This window comes from Bacillus sp. FSL K6-0268 (genome assembly GCF_038005425.1).
Taxonomy (GTDB): domain Bacteria; phylum Bacillota; class Bacilli; order Bacillales; family Bacillaceae_G; genus Bacillus_A; species Bacillus_A thuringiensis_S.
In genome coordinates this window covers 299,589-319,065 of record NZ_JBBOTF010000002.1, presented here as the reverse complement: position 1 = coordinate 319,065, position 19,477 = coordinate 299,589, and the positions used below count along the sequence as shown (strand labels likewise).

The following is a 19,477-nucleotide window of genomic DNA, read 5'->3' as shown; positions in this document are numbered from 1 at the left end:
CAGTGTTTCATTTTTACAAGATAACGCGAAAAAAAGGTCCACTACTAGAGCACTCCAAATACAGACAACCTATATTATTGTATTTTATATTGCGAATCATTTCAAACCGAACCGTCTGGTTTGAAATGAGATTAGGATATTTTTACATGGATTGTGGAGGATGTATAGCAACGAAATAAAATTACTTAACAAGCATTAGTGAACATTATTCGCGCATAAAAAAGGAAGATTTTCTGAATTGAAAAATCTTCCTTTTTACAAATGCATATGTAAGTACTATTTATAGATGCCATTACGAATTCCAATGGTTTGTATATAACCTTTTTATTGTGTCGAATAGTCATGTACTATCCCTACCGTTGCCAAAACCTTATAAAAGTCTATAAAGTTTGTTTATTTCCCTGTTCTACGAGTCCGGTTTTGCCAAAGCTACTACCGTTTGATAGAACTCTCCGAGGGCGTAAATTCGGATACAACGCATCCTACATATTAGCCATAACGTTTGGTTCATGACAAGTTGATGGCTGCATTCAAATCCCGATCTATGACATGACTACAAGTACATTTGTATATGCGATCAGATAGCTTTAGATCTTTCTTGATGCTTCCACAACTTGAACACATCTTAGAAGATGGATACCATGTATCAGCTTCCATAAATTCAATACCGTATTTTTCGCTTTTATATTGAATTTGTCGCGTAAGCTCATATAAGCATTGTTTTGCAATAGCTTTAGACAAGTGCTTATTCTTTATCATTCCTTTGATGTTCAAGGTTTCCATCACGATTCGATATGGCTTGGTTTTCACGATATCTTTCGTGACTTGATGAAGATAATTTGTTCTGATATTGGTCAACCTTCTATGCAAGTGTTGTATTTTCTTTTCGACTTTTATCATGTTGCCGGTTTTGATGAAACAAGAGCAAGTCAGTCTATGGGAAGGTGACTTTGTACGAGGATTGCACTTATTATCTGCACACGAGGATACACAATTAACGCATACATCGGAGGAAATTGCTATGAATTTCGACCTGATTTTAAAAGATACAATGCAAAAGTGGCAAAGATGAGTCAAGACTTAGCATTCCGTATGTCATATGAGGTGAGACAAAAGGCTTCAAGAGGATATAGAGAAAGGAATGATTCATCTTACCCGTGTGGTATGCATAAAAAACGGCAGGGATATCGAGGATATGCGCTATATTTTAGAACAATAGAAGCTAGATAGCTCATTGAATAAAGTGTCTAGCTTCCCTGTCACGCGTATTTATTTAAGTTTTGCAATAGAATCATGTTTTCCATATGTTAGAACACGCCAAATTTTTTCAAAAGGCCCTTGCTGAAATTTTTGCAACCAAATAAAACTAAAAATCGTGAGTATGGTAAACACAATGCAGACGAGAACCAGACTTTGTATAAGTGTATATCCGTTTGTCCAACCTAACAATAAAATAAGAAATTTAAGAAGTACGGCATGCCCTATATAGGCGGTTAATGATATCCGTCCTACATAACTAAGTGGTTTATATAAATACACTAAATAATTTTTATTATATAAAAGAATTATGGAAGACATATAAAAAATTGATAAGGGATAGGATGTTATATAACTTATCCCCTGAAATGGCATATTGTATCCTATATCTGGATTGATATAAACCATCCATAGTCCCACTAATACTAATAATAAACTCAGAAAAAATGAAATCCTATGAATGCGTTTAATTATATTCTTTTTGTGGGATAATTGCTGAAAAAGACATATCTTACCTACATATAGTCCTAGCAAAAACATCGTAACAATTACTAAAATATAATAAATAAAATATTGTATAATCATAAAAACGGCACTGAAATCTTTAATTAATGGATTTCGAAATACCATGGTTCCAATTATAAATATCATATTACAGGATGCTAATATTCCAGCGATGATCAGAATAATTCTAGGCTGTAGTTTAAAAAAAGGTAACAAGATAAACCCTAATAAACCATATATAATTAAAATAGGGGTTATTTGAGGGAAAATTAATATTGGTATAATTCCTATTGAGAGTAAAGTAATTAATCGTCTTGAAAAAAGATAATAACTACGTAATCCACGTTGTTGTGCGTGCGAAACAAATATGTAAGATCCAATACCAAATAAAAATGAATAAATGGAAACAAATTTAAAGTGAATAAACAAATTGTTAAAAACAGATAAATCGAAATCTAAAGAATAAATCGGATATTTTTGCCCTTGTGTTCCACCAGAAGCGTGTGCAATTAATATTCCAAGTAAAGCAAAACCACGAATTATATCAAGAGAGAGTATTCGTGAAGAGGTAGGTTTTGTATGATGCATTTTTAATTCTTCCTTTACAATATTTTAAGTGTTAAACTAGCTGTTTTATAATAATACGGTGTATTTCTGTGGTACTTGATTGTAGAATTTTTTATATCTCATAATTTTTGTGTAAATAAAAAATTATGTTTTTAGGAAATAGAACCACAATATATTACATATTTTGTAAGTTTGTTGGGTTTATACATAGATTTTATTGGAAATTTCTGAATCTATACCTTAGAATAATTTATAAAAATTAAGCTAAGACGGGAAAACATACTATAATTGATTCTAATATAAATAATAAACAAAGACAAATACAGACATAGACATAGATTCCTATAGGAACAAGCCCTAAAATAGAACCGGTTTTTGTATGGTGTAAAAAGGGAACACGCAATCCAAAAAAAGCAAGTTGTTTCGTAGAGTCTTTATTCTCTCTAGACACACTCCTCTTTGTTGTGAAAAAAATTCTGGCGGAGTTTTTGTGTCAATTTCTAAATTTAAAAACTACAAAGTGTATGTTTCCTCATGAAGAGTATCCAACTGCACTTTCATCCCATGCCTAAAGGCGATGGGACTTCTCGTTCGGAGCAGACTGTAATTTTTTTTGCATCAATTAAATATCAGATCTATTTCATGTTTTAAAAGTTCAAAAAATGATACAGAACTTATGAACTATGGATTGTTAACCATAAATGGTTTGAAAACTCCCTCGTTTTTTCAGAATGTTGGTGGGACTATAGGTTATATGGTAAAATGTGTATAATGTAGGTTGGTTGCTGTCCTTTCTCTTATATATGGGAGAGAAAGGAGGTGACTCCTATGATGGAATATTTACTATCTTTGCTACAGGGTTTGTTAAGAGTCTTTGTAACAATCCTTGCGACTGGTTTTGGAAATAAACTAGTTAGCAATATAAGCAAACAACGTAAAAAGACCATCCGTGCCGTCGGAAGCAAAAGGATAGTCTTGAGAAAAGGAAATAATCTTAACGCAACTAATTACCTTACGGCAACAGTTACTTAGAAGAGATGTTAGCGCATCTCTTCTTTTATTTTATGTGTTCTAGGAAATACTTATATCTTAAATTGATACTTATATCATCTTCAAAATCAATTACAAATCCCGCTGTAGGATAAAATAAAGGGATTTGTAGGTTAATAATTGTAAACAAGGATACACCGTTGTACAAGAAATCTTTAATGTTTGCGCAATATCTTTAATGAGGGTTTTCTTAGACACGTGTATTTGTATCATTTGTTGCTCTTTTGTTCCTAATTTTTTCAGGTCTTCCACCAAAACATCTCCGAGCCCTTGCAGTACATTCTCCCACCTCTGTCTGTTCACAAATGAGATCACTTACGAATTTTGTAAAATAAGCGAATAAGTGAAATTACTATAAAGAAAATACACTACATATAATCGCAATATATATTATTTTTTAATAAAAATTTTATCTTTTTGATACAGTATAAAAATAAAGTTTAAAACATGCAAAGGAGTATTGTGGTTTGAAAAAATTAATATTATTAGTATCTAGTTTGAGTATAGCATTAGTTGGGTGTGGCTTAAAAAAGAAAGATGAAGGAAACAAAAGTACACAGGGTTCAATGATTTCACTATCAAATGATAGTTACAAAATACATATTCCATTTAAGAAAGGTTCGGTGAATGGATTAGTTACTGTAAGTAAAAATAACAAAATAAATCTACTGAATAGAGATGCATTTGAAATAGGATTAACACGTGTAGCAAGTCAATTTTTCAATCCAAAAAAGTATATATTTCAAAATGGGAAGACTTTAGAAAGAAATACATTAGAATCCTTACTATTAAGAAAACGAACAGAAAAGCAACAAGAGGATTTGTTGAGGGAGTTAGGGAGAAAAATTCCTAATACTGGACTTAATCCATTGATACCAGATGGGAAAGAACATGATGAAGAAGAAAATAAAAAAAATCCTGAGTATCTTGCTGGAATTTTGGAACAAAATTATGTTTTACAGAAAGATCCACATAATGAATTAGGTGGCATAGTTGTTGGACTTGTGATGAATTCGGTTCATTATTTTAAGGAAGAACATGACTATCAGAGGGAGGTCTCAATCAATGAAAAGAAAGTAATATCTGAGGGAAAGAAAATGGCAAATGACATCCTAAAAATAATACATCAAAAGAGTAAAACAAAAAATCTTCCTATAATCTTTGTTATTTATCAACAAGGAGCGCAAAGTGCTCTCATACCAGGTTCAATTTTAACGTATGGAAAAGTCGATAAAGGGAAAGTAGAAATTACAGATTGGGAAAATATAAATGAAAGATATGCCTTATTTCCGTCTAAAGATGCATTATCAAATCATCGAGGCGATTCGATGATGTTATCTAATTTTACTGAAAAGATTCATACATATTTCCCAGAAGGTATTATTGTGATAGGAAAGGGTTTCTATATAGATGGGGCACTCAATGATTTACAAATAGACATATTAACAAACCTTATAGGAACAGTGGAATTAATCGGTTTTACTCAATATATTGCCAATCTTGTTATGGAGAAAATCCCCGATTATTTTCCAGTACATATAAAAATTAAGACGTCTAATCAAATTAAATCTCTTATTGAGCGCAATAAAAGGGGAACTACACCGATTGTTAAAATTTTAGATTAGAAAAATTCAATTGAAAAACTCAGCGATTTGACACTCCCATGGCTAAAGCCGCAAGTTTTAGACCTTACGGTGTAACGGATGGGATTCCTGAATGACGAAACGTTCGCAGGCCATTTCTATTTTGAACAGCCTTCAAGGTGAAGGTGTGCCATCACCAAAATGATAGTGCGGTGTGTCTCAAATCCGCATGGACACTTATATTTTCTATCTCGTACCTTTTGGATCTGTTTGACTTCTTGCGGTTTTTTAGTAGCGCTCGGTATCCAACCTTACTTTCAGTCCATGCCTAAAGGCAATGGGCTTTTTTTTTCGGAAAGAACCGTAAGAATCATACTATATACAATTGAATTGGAAATCCAATCTTTTATTTCGCAATAGACCCACTACAATTCCAAGAAGAAATTAAACACTTATATGAGCATACGAAATCTGGTTCGATTCTTCCTTATATACAAGGCGTTTATTTTAAAAGAAACATAGAGACCTTAAGTTTTTATCCCGATTATGAATGTAAACAAAAAGTAGTTCAAATGACCGCAGATGACGTTATCGATTAGGAAAAATTTTTATAAGGGCGTTCCATTTTTTGTGGTAGAGAAGGAAAAACAAACAGATGGTAGAAAAGTGGTAGATTTAGCTGTGAGAGGCATACGACATGGAACAAACGATTAGATGAGAAACCATCTCCCTGTATCAAACACATCATTCCATCTTTTTTAGAGAATGAATTAAGCGGTTGCTTATTCTGAAAGGTCTTATTTGTCTCTTTCAAAAGACAAATAAGACCAATAAATACGACTGTATATGTGATAAGATGTTCAGGAAGCGATGACTTAGCTGTCTTCTTTTTACCAACATACAAAAAAGACCTTGGCAATAACAAAGGTCTTTTTTGTATCGAATCTCCTTTTCTCCTTATCCACAACGAAGACAAGAAAAGCAGGGATTTCCTCCTTTCAAAGGCAAAAATACTCGACATACATTCATAGGAACGCATGCTAATGGAAGAAATCAGTATTCCGAAATCAATCTTCCAAGTGCGGTGAAAAATCAAATGATTACAGATGCAAACAGTATCTTTTCTACAAAAGTAAAAAAAGAGTAACTATGTAAATCGTTCCAGTTTTAAAAAGACCTGTTTGTGTGTGGAATAACCAAAACTTGTATCTCTCTTCGTCAGAAATAGTTATTCGTTCTAAAAAGGCGACAAACAACGAACGGTTTTATTAAACCAAAAAGTGATACAAATATTAAAACATTATTTAGTAGAACGAGGCTTACACAAATATAAAAAGAGCCCTTATTTGTTTGTATTAAATAAAGGACCCAAATTAAGCCGGATGACTGACTGTAAATGACTTGTTTAAAAATATAGTAAATTAGCGGGATTAGCAACAAACTTAACGCCATATGATGTAAGACATTATTTTGTTCACGCGCATTGGAAAATGGTTTCGATGTACATAAAGGGGCACGTATATCCATTTATTCTAATAGTCATACTATATTAAAGTCCTTCCCGAACGAGAAAGCCTATCGCCTTTCGGCATGGGATGAAAGTTAGGTTGGATACGAAGTGCTACCAAAAACCGCAAGGTTTGTGGCACTTTAAGCATCAAAAATGTTGGTACTACATATTATTGCATCTGTTTATTGCGGTTAATCTTGTAAATTGGTACATTGTGAACATGATAAATGATTATAGAAAAACCAAAACAACTGTTTCATTCATTAACTACCATTTGGTGTTTTGCCCATGATACAGAAAAAAAGATTTTTCTTAACACAAAAGTAGAAGAACGTTTCAAAGAGTTGGTCCAAGAGGTAAGTTTCGTAGTGTTCGCAAGAAGCTAAGAAACAAAATGCCCTTCGACAACTTGATGATAAGGAACAAAGGTGGATGCAAGACCAAGCCGTAAAAACGAAAAGAAGCTACACACTTGGTCATTCTTTCGCTTCGCGCAATTCATCGCGTACAAAGCGAAGTTAGTTGGTATACAAGTTGAATATGTGAATCCTGCTTATGCAAGTCAAACATGTCCAAAATGCACGAAGAAGAACAAGGCACAAGATAGAAGTGTCCATGCGGATTTGAGAAATACCGCGATATCGTTGAGGTGATGAATATTCGCTATGCAACGGTGGTTGGTGGTAACAGTCAATCAGCCTAAGAGCCTATAATGATCTGTCTTAGGAGCGGTGATGACACACGCTCCTCTTGAAGGCTGTTCAAAAATAGAAATGGCCTGCGAACGTTTCGTCATTCAGGAATCCCATCCGTTACACCGTAAGGTATACGACTCGCGGCTTTAGCCGAGAGAGTGTTAATGTATACAAACCCATCTCGAACAAAAATGTTACATAAAATAGAAAAACCTACTGTTTAAAAGTAGGTTTTTCTATTTTATGTAAATCATTTTATGGACTAGAGCACGAATCGTCTCACTGATCCATAAAGAAACTTCATGAAAATGGAATGTTCGAAAACAAAAAAAAATCATAAAATACGTTTATTAGAATATGCTTTACACTTCACGGCAGGGTTGCGCCTTCTAACCCGTAGAATCTATTCCTACAGGGGTATCTTACATTTTTGTAAGGATTATGTAAGGGAAACAGATAGTAAGTTATAGGAATGAATAGTATTTTAAAATAAAACAATTAGAGGAGAGTAAAAACGATGTTAAAAAAAAATAAAAGAATATTATATGCATGTATAGTCGGTATAAGTATGGTATCGTCACTAACGATACCGGTAGGCATTTCAGCAGAGACAACTGTGAATCAACAGTGTCATTCTACAACACTATTGAATTTTAAACCCGAATGTAAAGCAGAAGCGACAGATTGGGGAAAAGAATTCTTTGACCTTTGGAATAAGCTTACCCCACAAGTAGAAAAAGATGCCGTAAGAGACTATACAGGAGGGGGATATTATCCTATTAATGAATATCTTCGTTCTAATTATTTTGATGTTCTAGATCAAGAAAAAACAGAGAAGAGTATTACTCAGATAGATCGTGCTTTTTCGAGAGTGAGACTACATGATGATATGATAGTTTATCGCCGAGTAAGTGAAAGTGCATTTGGATTACCAGAAAACTCCTTAGTGAAACTTGATTTAAAAGAGGATGATCCAGTTAATAGTACTTCAAAGATAAATACGGAAAGCTTTGAACACTTTAAAGAGAGGTTTCAAGGAAAATATAAAAAAGATCCAGCGTATATGAGTACCAGTATTGTTAAAGACGCAGCAAAAACATTTAGTTTACTGCCTATTTTGATGAAAATCCATGTTCCTAAAGGAGTACCCGCTATATATGTAGATTTATTAAGTAAGGTTCCTGGGGAAATGGAATTACTATTGCCAAGAAATAGAACGTATAAGGTTACAAATATATCACCAGTAATTGAAAAAGACAAAGAATATGTAATGCTAGATGTTGAAATTTTAGATATCGAATCTAATTATCGAAATAAACGTTCTACTGATAGTATATATGAAGATAACCTGCCGTCATTATCAAAATAAATACAGCTATTTAGGGTTCTGGTGCAAATAAAGGATATATTCCAAAAAAATAAGGAGGATGCCTACTAGAATCTTTTTGACGCTGTCAATTTTTTCAGCTTTAATATTGAATACTTGTCTAGAAAGATTTTCAACAAAATACTTTTTCATAGATTTTTGAATGTACATAGTATTGAAGGTCTCATGTGGATTGTCAACGACATAATTTTTTACCTCGAAGTGCATTATAATGAGTACCAGTATTAGTCATCTAGCTAGAATTAGTTGTTTTGCTGTCTTCAATTCTATGTCCATACAAGATGAGATATGAAAAATCATATAAAAGTAGATGGACAGATTCTTCGAAATAATAAAAAATGGTCCCAATTAAAACAAAAGCAAAAAAATCTAATTGCAGGCTGGTTACATTCGGAATAGCGGTTTTTATCGCAAGATTTCATGAAGAAGATATACTAGAATCAACACATTCACTGGAGAAGATTGCTATGAATCGAGATTAAATTTGTAAAAAAAGATGCGATGCAAAAGTGGGGGGAAATGAGTCAAGACCTAGCATTCCGTACGTCATATGAGGCGAGATAAAAGGCTCTTATTCTAATATAAGTAACAGAGAAAAAAGGACGAGAAGAAGGTATCCAAAAAGGAAAAATTCAATTAATCCAGGGCATGTATATCCAAGATATTGCGAAGTTTACGAATAGGGATATATCGGGAATACGCCATATTGTAGATAATTAAAGTGTACATAAGTATAAATTGTATTGTTAGAATGAAAAATTATAAAATTTTAGCTATATCATAAAGTCTAATTTTCAGATATTAATTATAACATCTAAATGAAGTAATTTTATTCCTCCATTTCCGGTTATCCATGATTTTCATAACTAATCATGGATAACCGCTTTTTTGTACGAAGATGCAGCAGCGGTTACACTGTCGTTTCGCATTTGGACCCCATTCGCCTCTATTTCCAATTTTTATATTGTATACAAAGACTCCAGTACATATATCCTAATTTCATAAAGGAGGTGTGTAAATGACTAGAAAAAACAATCCAAAGCCATGGTTGCACTGGATGAAAGAAGATATTGCCCGTGAATTAGGCGTTACACTGGGTGCAAATGCTACAGCTCATGCCAATGGCGCAGTTGGCGGTGAAATCACAAAGCGTTCCGTGGCCATAAGCCTGCAACACTTATCTAGGGTTTCACCGACTCAAACAAATATAAGTATGGAAAAAATTCAAAGAGAACTTATATAAACCTGCGATACAACTTACATCTTCGTGATTTAGTGGAAATTTTAGCTCGTACAACGATTATATGATGGGTTCATCAATATGAACCAGAATTAAATGAGTGTATTCGGCAACATTTGAGATCAACTAAGGATTCTTGACGAGTGGATGAAACATACATCATAATCAAGGCTGAAAAAAATGGATTTATATCGCACAATTGATTTGTATGTAAGCTGTAAACGAGAGGAGAAGGTTGCCAAGTATTTTCTAAAGAAGCTTGGCTTTTTTTAAAAGATAAGAAAGGATAAGTTTTTAAGCACGAATTGCTTCCTTGGAAAGCTTGCTATGTAAGGGATTGTGAACAATATTTGGAATTTCCATAATGCGCTAGATTGTGATATTTTTTAGTTATGGAAGCAAATATATTAAAACGTATTTTCTTTGATGAACATAATCATTGGGAACGATTTAAAGATAAATATGGAGCGAGGATCCGTCCAGTTGTTTTGAAAGAAATTGAAAAATTTAGAGGGTGTGGAGACCCTGAAAATGGATTTAAATTGTTTGTATGTGAAGGGTGTCATCATGTTCGAAAAGTTCCTTATCGTTGTAAAGGACGATTTTGTACAACTTGTTCTGTAGGAGAAAGTGAAGAATGGAGTAGACTTCTTTCAGAAGACGTACTTCAGGTGAATCATCGTCATGTTATTTTTACCGTAGATGAAGGACTTCGAGATATTTTTCTTTTGCACCGCCATTTATTAAAGATTTTTATGGATGAGGCCGCAAGGCTGTTGGTGGATTATTTTCAAAAGAAAATTAAGGTAACACCCGGTATTATCGTAGGTCTTCACACCTTCGGCACTAGAATTAATTTTAATCCGCATGTTCATATACTTGTTACAATGGGTGGGATGACAAAGATTGGAGAGTGGAAAGGGTATGATTTTCTTCCGTTTGAGATGCTTCGGAAACAGTGGCAAACCATCGTGTTAAAACTGATTCGAAAAGAGCTCACGGTGGCAGAAAAAAAGCCAATTCAATCGAAACTTCAAAAAGCATTTTCTGATAATGGGAAAGGCTTCTATGTACACGCTCCGAAACAGAAAGGAAACGTAAAAAAACAACTTCGGTATATTGGCCGCTATATTCGTCGACCTGCTATTGGGTTGAACCGGATCGAGGAATATGATGGGCAATCTGTTTCTTTTACATATACGGACAAATTAGATGGGAGGAAAAAAGTAGAAACGATATCTGTAGAAGAGTTTATTTCTCGATTAATTCGTCATATTCCAGATGAGCAATTCAAAATGATTCGTCATTATGGCATGTATGCACGTCGAATTAAAACATTATGTAAAAAACTATTAAATGAATGGCAAAAGAAAGCCAGACGTTGGATAATAAAAGTGAAAAAAACACTACGTCGTCAGACGTGGAGGGAACGAGTTATCGCGAGTGGAAAAAAAGATCCTCTTCTTTGTCCAAAATGTGAATCATTTTATGAATACAAGGGGGAAGTCTGCCTAGAAAGCAGAGAATGGAAAATAAAAGTAGCTTTATGCCAAAATACGCGAAATTATTTAAAGAGGGTGATTGATTATTTCGCCAGTAAGCAAACATCGAAAAAAGAAAAAGAAGAAAAACACAGTTGGACATAAGCGAATTAGCTATGTACAGTATGTTTGTGTAGGCTGTGCTCAAACAGAAAATATTCCCGATTCTGTGGTAAGAAGATTTGATATCATGGATGTAGGAGATTCGATTGTTCCGCCTAGGTTTTCCTGTGAACGATGTGGTGAAGATATGTATCCGCAGGATTACACAGGGATTGATGGGATTATGTACAATTTATCGGATTTTCGCTAGACGAAAAAGGACCGGGTGGTTTTCCCGGTTTTTCTTATAAGCAGACTTAATAATAATCTGAGAATGGGTAACATTTTTAAAAATTATGCTTCTTTCTTTTGTTTTCTCATAGATTCTTAAGAAAGAATAACGTTTTTGTATTTGGGGGTAGTCAAAGGTTTTAAGTTGATGGGCATGTGACGTACCCTTATAGCCTATGTAGAGATTGAAAGCGAAGAGATGGAATATGTAGATGGTGGTATTATATTAGCAATGGTCATTTAAAAGGGATTGTTTTCTTAGACGTAGGTGTAGGCGCTTTAGTTGCTGCAATAGCCTTTAATTTGATTTTTGGGAATGGATTTATTAAAAATACGGCATTAATTGTTGGGATTTTCTTCTTATATCCCACTATTATAACTAATAGAGCGCTTGTTTTAAAAAATAATCAGTTGTAGAAATTTTGTCCTCTGTCATTGTGAAACGAGCTCTTAATTAGGACTTAATTAAGAGGTAATATAACGAAATGATTAAGTATGCTGCGGCGCTACGAGTAACGACTGCTGATACAGAGGCCATTTTGAAACAATTCTCTAAGAATAGCTCTCATCCTATGTTTTTAGCGTTTCAAGAATTAGGAAAATTGATTAAAACAATGTTTTTGTGTGATTATTTAGCTTCGGAATCATTAAGGAAAGAAATCCATTCTGGATTGAATACGGTTGAAAATTGGCATTCAGCAAGTGACTTTATTTTTCATGGCCAAAGAGGGGAAATACATCGTAATGAGCTCGAAGAACAAGAGGTTGTCATGTTAAGCTTACAATTAATTCAAAACTGCATCATATATATGAATACTTTAATCCTCCAACAAATACTCAGCGAAGATGAATGAAAAAATCGTTTGGACACAGAAGATTATTGGACACTTGTACCTATGATTTACTCTCACATTAACCCATACGGTGAATTTATTTAGATATGGACAAAAAATCAAGTATTTCTTCAATAAACGTACATTTTATCAAATAGTTAACAAAGTTATTTTCTTGTATTTTTTAGACATTCACATTATTTACATTGGCTATATAGAGAATATAATGTAAATAAATACAAATTTCAACATAAGAGGTGTTTTGAATTTGAATACAAGAAAGTATGGATATATGCGTGTTAATAACATATACCCTCAAATGAAAAATGAACAAATGAAACAATATATACAAGATGAATTAGATTTATTTATTGATATAAACATTCCAAATCAATTTTCTAAAGAACAATATACATTATTAAAAAGAATTTTAAGAAAAAAGGATATATTGTATATTTCCTCTTTAAGTGATTTAGGAGAGACAAAAACAATGATTTTACAAGAATGGATTTACTTAATTGAAAAAATGGAAATATCTGTTTTTGTTTTAGGATTTCCTATATTTCAAGAAAATACAAATTTAAAACTGTATCATGATTGTATTTTACAATTTCTATATTGGTTATCAAAAGAAGAAGAAGAAAATCAACCCTCTCATGTCTCTATAAATAAACCAAATCATAAATTCCCTCCAAACTTCTCAGAAATATACATTAAATGGAAAAATAAAGAAATTTCCACTTTAATGGCTATGAGAATTTGTAACATTAATAATCAATATTTTTATCAATTAGTGAAAAACTATGAAAAATTCTATTTGTAATTAAAAATATTATCTGTTTCTTTTCTTCCGGAACTTTTAGATTGTATATAAAGAGTGAGAAGGGCGATAGTCCAACGGTAGGTGGAAGCTGAATTTCGGTGGGTGTAAGCCTACATTTTTTTGTATACTGTAGATACCCTATGAAAAAGTGAGGTGCAATTGATGTTAGTAAATAAGGCATATCAGTATCGTATCTATCCGAATGATGAACAACGATTATTTTTCGCAAAAACATTTGGTTGCGTTCGTTTTGTATATAACAAAATGCTTTCAGATAGAATTCATTCTTATCAAGAATCACAAAAACGCATAGATACATCCATCAAATATCCTACACCAGCACAATACAATATAAAATTGATTTTCCTTTTCTAAAAGAAGTTGATAGCTTGGCTTTAGCAAATTCCCAAATGAATCTAAATAAGGCATACGCTAATTTTTTTTGTGATAAATTCGTTGGATTTTCAAAGTTCAAAAGTAAGAAAGATAACCACCGAAGCTATACAACGAATAATCAAAAAGGACCCCTTTTGATTTCAGGCGTCCAACATCAACCGAAAGAAATATTTCATCAAACAAGGTTATACGAAAGAATTGGAGAACAGTACTTTTTTACACGTTCAGGATTAGCGATACACTTCGCACTACAAAAATAAGAGACATCCCAATGTAAGGGCTGTAAACACTTTGCATTTCAAGAATGTGCGACACTTTCTGGACAATCTGCAGAAACAGACTCAGACAGGAAGAATTTTTCATAAAAACATGTAAGTCATGAAGAAGCGTTCAAATGATAAATTTTCATATTTTTCATGTTTGTTTTTCACAAAAGATATACGTTTTTTAGAGGGATTTTCTATAGAAAATCTCTTTTTTCTTGTGTGCCAGGCATGGCAACTATCTAGGTGGTGAAAGTCCACTGTGGGGGTACGCATCGACCAACCACTAAGGAAGCGCAAGGTACTTACCGTGAGGTAAGGGCTGGAGGAAGCGTGGAATAAAATCTTGGCTCGACGAACAGAAATCTGATACGAAGGCTCTATAAAGGGATGAGACTCCAAGACAAGTTAAAATCCAAAAGATGTGCGTAACTTTGTAGAGTAAATCAGGCGAGTAAAAGAGGAAAGATAGTTGTCTTACCCTGGGAGATCTTGCGGATGTACTAAGAGTACAGTCGAAAAGGGTTAACCGCAAGAAGTCAGCCGAAGCCATAGTAATGGAACAAATTCATAAAGGGCTGAACAGTTTATAGTGTTTCAACGCCATGAATGCGTATGTGACGTACTCCGAATATGTTAATGACGAAAGTATGAGCGTATCTCAAAGGATAATCAAAATGAAGGTGTCACTTACTACGTGAAGGGAAAGGAGAAACGAGTGTGGAACTCTTAGAAACAATTTTAAGCAACAAAAATATGAATGGAGCCTACTTACGCGTTTATAAAAACAAAGGTGCAAGTGGAGTGGATGGTGTAACAGTCGACGAACTTAAACTATATCTGAAAGAAAACAAGGACGAGCTACGTCAGCGCATTAGAACAAGAAAATACCAACCACAAGCTGTCTTAAGAGTGGAAATCCCAAAAGAAAATGGCAAGATGCGCAAGCTGGGAATACCAACAGTAGTGGATAGAGTCGTTCAACAAGCCATTCATCAAATACTCAGCCCGATATTTGAGAAGCAGTTCAGTGAATTCAGTTACGGTTTTAGACCAAAAAGAAGTTGTGAGATGGCAGTTGTTAAAAGCTTGGAATTTCTAAACAACGGACATGATTGGATAGTAGATATTGATTTGGAGAGATTCTTTGATACAGTTCATCACGATAAATTGATGCGAATTATATCTAACACAATACATGATGGAGACGTCATTTCTCTCATAAGAAAGTATCTAGTCAGTGGAGTTATGGTGAATGGAAAATATGAAGAAACACCAGTCGGAACTCCGCAAGGAGGCAATCTCAGCCCTTTACTGAGTAACATTATGTTGAACGAACTAGATAAGGAACTCGAGGGTAGAGGACTTCAATTTGTGAGATACGCTGATGACGCTCTTATCTTTGTGAGGAGTGAGAAAGCAGCGAGCAGAGTGATGAAATCAATAGTGAGATTCATAGAAAAGAACTTAGGTTTGATAGTTACTACAGAAAAGAGTAACATCTCTCGGCCAGAAGATTTAAAATTCTTAGGGTTTGGATGTTATTACAACCCTAAGGATAAGAGATATCAAACGAAGCCATACCCAATCTCAGTACAGAAATTTCAAAGAAAGCGTCGAAAACTGACAAAGCGAAACTGGAGTGTACCGTTAGACTATCGAATATTGAAACTAAAACAAGTTATATTTGGATGGGTAAATTACTTCAGGAGTGCAAATATGAAAGGCGTTATGAAGCAAGTAGATAAGAAGCTCCGCTCCAGAATTAGAGTGATCATCTGGAAGCAATGGAAAGTACCGAAGAAACAAATCAAATCACTTGTTCAATTAGGGATTCCGGAGGAAGAAGCAAAAGGATTAACCTTCTGTCGAAAGGGCTACCGATATATAGGATTATCGAAAGTTGTTCAAAGAGCAATCTCAAATCAAAGACTAAAGAAGAGGGGAGGCCCTTCTTCTCTAGAACGCTATCTAAAAGTTCACACTGTAATATAAACTGAACCGCCGTATACGGAACCGTATGTACGGTGGTGTGAGAGGGGCGAGAATAAATTATTTTATTCTCCCTCTACTCGATTTTCATGCATACTTCAAGAAGGAAAACACAGGAGCATAGCTAAATATTTATAGTGGTGCTATACACCATTTTTAAGAAACCATCGAAGATGAATCTAATGTTAAATGAGAAGGAGTGGTCCGATGGAATTAGAAAAAGTTGTGCGCAAATATGAAACAGATTTATTGCGTTTACCTTATGTTGTAGGAGTAGGAATGGGATTTGTACAAGGAAAAGACGTGATTCAAGTATTTGTTTCAAAAAAAGTACCACGTTCTCAATTAAAAGCAGCGGAACAAATACCGATACAATTAGAAACATATCCAACGAACATTGTAGAAGTGGGGACCATTACAAATCATTACATGGGATAAGGGGGAGAGTTCTATGGGGAAATATTCAAATGCAAAGATGTTGACGATTCAGGAACAACAAGACATTCAAAAAATACAACAAAGTGTAGAGGATGATTTCTTACAGTTTCGGAATGTAACAGGTGTTGGAGCCGGTATTCAACAGATAAACGGGGTTATGACAGGGACACCTTCTTTACTTGTCTTTGTAGATCAAAAACTACCTGTTGAAACATTAGAAACGAATCAAGTTATTCCAAAAGAAATCAAGGGAATCAAAACGGATGTCATTCAAACAGGGTATCTATTTGCTGGGACTCAACAAACATTACAATTTGATACACAGGCTCTTTCTACTCGAGTTCGCCCAGCAAAAGGTGGTTATAGTATTGCCCATCGAAATGTGACGGCAGGTACGATTGCGACTTGCGTATATGATATATTACCGAATGGTTCTACGAATCCGCCAGCACATGGATACGGTATCCCAAGTCGATACTATATACTAAGTAATAATCATGTATTAGCGAATAGTAATAATGCGAACATAGGCGATCCTATTTTACAACCCGGCCCAATCGATGGGGGAAGTGATCCAGCAGATCGGATTGCAACATTATCAAGATTTATCCCAATTACCTTTTCTTCGCAAGTACCACTTGAAAATCAAAACAATCTCGCGGATGCCGCAATTGCAGAAGCACCTTTTCATCAGATAGATCGTTCGATTCATTGGATTGGTTCTGTGCAGGGCTGGCGACGAAAACAAAATGTTACTGTCGGTACACGTGTCATGAAAGTGGGAAGGACCACAAATCATACACATGGTGTCATAACTGCAGTAAACGCGACTGTAGATGTGAATTATGGAAGTGGTAGGGTTGCACGGTTTCGAGATCAAATTGTTACAACAAACCTTTCTTCCGGAGGAGATTCTGGCTCTTTAATCACGACAAATGATGGCGTTGCCATTGGATTATTATTTGCTGGTTCAGCCTCAGTTACAATCGCAAATCATATAGAACATGTACGATCGTTACTTGGAATTGAAGTGGCAGAAAACATATTATAAACCTATTCAACATCTAATCGTTATATTTTATATAACTTTCTTTTTCTAAAACAAATGACAAAATGAACACCATGCAATCTTTTTAGCCCCTTTACAAAGACCTTAACAAAAAGTACGCCTTGATATCAAAACCAAGGCGTACCAATTAGGATAATGAGTAGCGTATGTTTGCTGAACATATAGCCGGTCATTCTAATATACATAACACATTATTGTATATAAGCGCCTCTCGAACAAAAATGTTAGATAAATTGAATCTACTTTGAACTAGAGGTAGAACCTGCATCTTCGAGTAAATCATTAATTTCGTTATTTTCTGAATGTTAAATTAGTACCTTATATAATATATTTTCGTCACAGAAGAGTCATTCTGTGACATTTTTTAAAGAAGGGAGACCAAAGAAATATAATTAAGAAACAAATAGAACATGCTTTATTTCGAATGAAGGATTTTGGCAAACCAGTAAAAGTACATCCTTCGGATATTGAAAATGAAGATATCATTGAATGGGAATCTATTCGTTCAAATTTAGATGCAATCAAGATACCACTGAGTTATTATACAAAACCGATTAAACAACCTTATCCTAAGCAATCGGATCCCTGTTTATTTTGTCGTAATTTTATGTATAACGCTGGAATTCGCAAGAGAATATGAGCGTCAATTAAAAGGTACAGAGGCTATTATAGAACGAGGGAAGACTATAGATTGTTCTGTTATTTGTAAAAAATTCCTTAACGTGCAATCTAATAATGTCCTTTTTAAAGGTCCATTATCGTTATAGCTTAGTAAAATTCTAGTCTAGTATACTGGTGGCAGTGAGCTACTTAGAACTTACTGTATCCATACATATAGAAACGGAGGGTTTTAACTTGAAAAAACACTATAAAAAATTAGCAGTTGTGGTACCGCTTACAAGTATGTTAGGTATGTCAGCAATTGCGCCTGTGACATCCTTTGCAGCGGAAACACAAAAAACAGCGGTTTCACCACAATAAGGGGAGATTCAAGGTTACCTAATGGAAAATGGTAAGATGACTCCTGTGTACAAAAATAAACTTACCAAGTTCGATACTGCTGGCGATATTGAGCCGGACCTACCAAAACTTTCACCCAATCCATACGATCCTGTTCCTGATCATGGAACTGTATATGGTGAATCTACAAATATAGGAAATGTTATTTATTTCCAATTAGTTCCTAATACGACCAATGGTGGCTATGTAGGGGCAACTCATCATGTGTTTCTACCTATTGATGCACAAAATTTTCCTGAAATAGGATATTTCATTGAAAAACAACCAGACGGGACAATTCGAGATGGTGATTATAATCCAGCAGATGTATCGCTGATTGTAGATTCAAATGACGCCGTATCACATACTTCGCTTGGTTTAAATGAAGTATACGGAGCTATCTAGGATGGAACAACCAAAGTAAAACGAGAGACACGATATCAACTGGTTAAACCGGCTATACAGGATAATGCAGCTACATTCACTTTTAACGAAACTCGAACTTCTGGTATCGCAACAGCAAATATGTTTGGAATGGCAGCAACAATTGGATGGAAAATAGGTTTGAAAGCGGGTATTCCAGGTATTGTAGATGTTAGTACCGAGCTAAGTGGAAGTTTAACGGCTAGTTATCAGCATACAGTTACCGTAACGAAGCAAGTTAGTGAACTAGTAGGGTTTTCAATAGGAAGAGTAGATAACCCTGACTACCCATATAATGACTATGCTACAGCTGTATATCAAATACAATCTGACTATACAATGGAACCCGGAAAAGGATTATCTAGTGTTGTAGGACAAAACTCCGATCTTAAGTCAGATTCTAAATCTTGGTATTGGCGTACAGCTGCATTAGCAAACACTGATTATTTATATCAAGGCGCAAAATACTATTTCGCGGCGACACCAGGATCGCACAAGAAAACTTTTTAGCTATTTTGGTGCAACAATAAAGTAAATTTTGAACCCACCGATAATACATTCGCTTTCTTCATTG

At 34.4% G+C, this 19,477-nt stretch carries 15 protein-coding genes and 7 pseudogenes; 20 read left to right on the top strand and 2 right to left on the bottom strand.

Annotation, left to right across the window (positions count from 1 at the left end; translation table 11 throughout):
- Nucleotides 1–507 precede the first annotated feature (507 nt).
- Nucleotides 508–918 (bottom strand): annotated as a pseudogene (locus MHI28_RS32410) (RNA-guided endonuclease InsQ/TnpB family protein); the annotation flags it as partial.
- On the opposite strand from MHI28_RS32410, the gene MHI28_RS36325 reads away from it, so the two are divergent.
- Nucleotides 914–1,072, top strand: a complete 159-nt coding sequence (locus MHI28_RS36325; RefSeq protein WP_445661813.1) for a hypothetical protein — start codon at nt 914–916, stop codon at nt 1,070–1,072. The pseudogene MHI28_RS32410 and the gene MHI28_RS36325 sit on opposite strands and share 5 nt — an antisense overlap.
- A 197-nt stretch (nt 1,073–1,269) precedes the next feature.
- Here the strand turns inward: MHI28_RS36325 and MHI28_RS32400 are convergent, their stop codons facing one another.
- A complete protein-coding gene (locus MHI28_RS32400; protein WP_340828636.1) occupies nt 1,270–2,349 on the bottom strand; it encodes a DUF418 domain-containing protein in 1,080 nt (359 codons plus the stop codon).
- Between the two features lie 807 nt (nt 2,350–3,156).
- Here MHI28_RS32400 and MHI28_RS32395 point away from each other — a divergent pair.
- From MHI28_RS32395 to MHI28_RS32310, 19 genes and pseudogenes are all read left to right on the top strand, one after another.
- A complete protein-coding gene (locus MHI28_RS32395) occupies nt 3,157–3,360 on the top strand; it encodes a hypothetical protein (protein ID WP_340828635.1) in 204 nt (67 codons plus the stop codon).
- A gap of 485 nt (nt 3,361–3,845) precedes the next feature.
- Nucleotides 3,846–5,003 (top strand): CamS family sex pheromone protein, encoded by a 1,158-nt coding sequence (locus MHI28_RS32390; protein ID WP_340828634.1) that lies wholly within the window; start codon nt 3,846–3,848, stop codon nt 5,001–5,003.
- Nucleotides 5,004–5,342: 339 nt separating this feature from the next.
- A pseudogene (locus MHI28_RS36320) lies at nt 5,343–5,560 on the top strand (helix-turn-helix domain-containing protein); the annotation flags it as partial.
- Nucleotides 5,561–6,691: 1,131 nt separating this feature from the next.
- Nucleotides 6,692–6,830, top strand: a pseudogene (locus MHI28_RS32385) (IS200/IS605 family transposase); the annotation flags it as partial.
- Nucleotides 6,831–6,849: 19 nt separating this feature from the next.
- A pseudogene (locus MHI28_RS32380) lies at nt 6,850–7,174 on the top strand (zinc ribbon domain-containing protein); the annotation flags it as partial.
- A 509-nt stretch (nt 7,175–7,683) separates the two neighbouring features.
- Nucleotides 7,684–8,535, top strand: a complete 852-nt coding sequence (locus tag MHI28_RS32375) for an ADP-ribosyltransferase (protein ID WP_340828633.1) — start codon at nt 7,684–7,686, stop codon at nt 8,533–8,535.
- Between the two features lie 306 nt (nt 8,536–8,841).
- A pseudogene (locus MHI28_RS32370) lies at nt 8,842–8,949 on the top strand (transposase); the annotation flags it as partial.
- A gap of 622 nt (nt 8,950–9,571) precedes the next feature.
- Nucleotides 9,572–9,796 (top strand): small, acid-soluble spore protein, alpha/beta type, encoded by a 225-nt coding sequence (locus tag MHI28_RS32365; RefSeq protein ID WP_340828632.1) that lies wholly within the window; start codon nt 9,572–9,574, stop codon nt 9,794–9,796.
- Nucleotides 9,797–9,798: 2 nt separating this feature from the next.
- Nucleotides 9,799–10,051: pseudogene (locus MHI28_RS32360) on the top strand (IS6 family transposase); the annotation flags it as partial.
- A 134-nt stretch (nt 10,052–10,185) separates the two neighbouring features.
- On the top strand, nt 10,186–11,439 hold the full coding sequence (locus tag MHI28_RS32355) for an IS91 family transposase (RefSeq protein WP_100910182.1): 1,254 nt from the start codon (nt 10,186–10,188) through the stop codon (nt 11,437–11,439).
- Nucleotides 11,440–12,152: 713 nt separating this feature from the next.
- On the top strand, nt 12,153–12,521 hold the full coding sequence (locus MHI28_RS32350; protein WP_340828630.1) for a Tn3 family transposase: 369 nt from the start codon (nt 12,153–12,155) through the stop codon (nt 12,519–12,521).
- A 247-nt stretch (nt 12,522–12,768) separates the two neighbouring features.
- Complete coding sequence (locus MHI28_RS32345) at nt 12,769–13,323, top strand: hypothetical protein (protein WP_340828629.1); 555 nt, start codon at nt 12,769–12,771, stop codon at nt 13,321–13,323.
- Nucleotides 13,324–13,485: 162 nt separating this feature from the next.
- Nucleotides 13,486–13,865, top strand: a pseudogene (locus MHI28_RS32340) (helix-turn-helix domain-containing protein); the annotation flags it as partial.
- 837 nt (nt 13,866–14,702) lie between these two features.
- The gene (ltrA, locus tag MHI28_RS32335) at nt 14,703–15,977 is read left to right on the top strand and encodes a group II intron reverse transcriptase/maturase (protein ID WP_340828627.1); all 1,275 of its coding nucleotides are present in this window, start codon (nt 14,703–14,705) and stop codon (nt 15,975–15,977) included.
- A 204-nt stretch (nt 15,978–16,181) separates the two neighbouring features.
- Nucleotides 16,182–16,412, top strand: a complete 231-nt coding sequence (locus tag MHI28_RS32330; RefSeq protein WP_340828626.1) for a hypothetical protein — start codon at nt 16,182–16,184, stop codon at nt 16,410–16,412.
- A 13-nt stretch (nt 16,413–16,425) separates the two neighbouring features.
- The gene (locus MHI28_RS32325; protein ID WP_340828625.1) at nt 16,426–17,463 is read left to right on the top strand and encodes a hypothetical protein; all 1,038 of its coding nucleotides are present in this window, start codon (nt 16,426–16,428) and stop codon (nt 17,461–17,463) included.
- 873 nt (nt 17,464–18,336) lie between these two features.
- The gene (locus MHI28_RS32320) at nt 18,337–18,462 is read left to right on the top strand and encodes a hypothetical protein (RefSeq protein ID WP_340828623.1); all 126 of its coding nucleotides are present in this window, start codon (nt 18,337–18,339) and stop codon (nt 18,460–18,462) included.
- Between the two features lie 21 nt (nt 18,463–18,483).
- The gene (locus MHI28_RS32315; RefSeq protein WP_340828622.1) at nt 18,484–18,885 is read left to right on the top strand and encodes a hypothetical protein; all 402 of its coding nucleotides are present in this window, start codon (nt 18,484–18,486) and stop codon (nt 18,883–18,885) included.
- Nucleotides 18,886–19,014: 129 nt separating this feature from the next.
- Nucleotides 19,015–19,413 (top strand): hypothetical protein, encoded by a 399-nt coding sequence (locus tag MHI28_RS32310; protein WP_340828620.1) that lies wholly within the window; start codon nt 19,015–19,017, stop codon nt 19,411–19,413.
- Nucleotides 19,414–19,477: the final 64 nt, after the last annotated feature.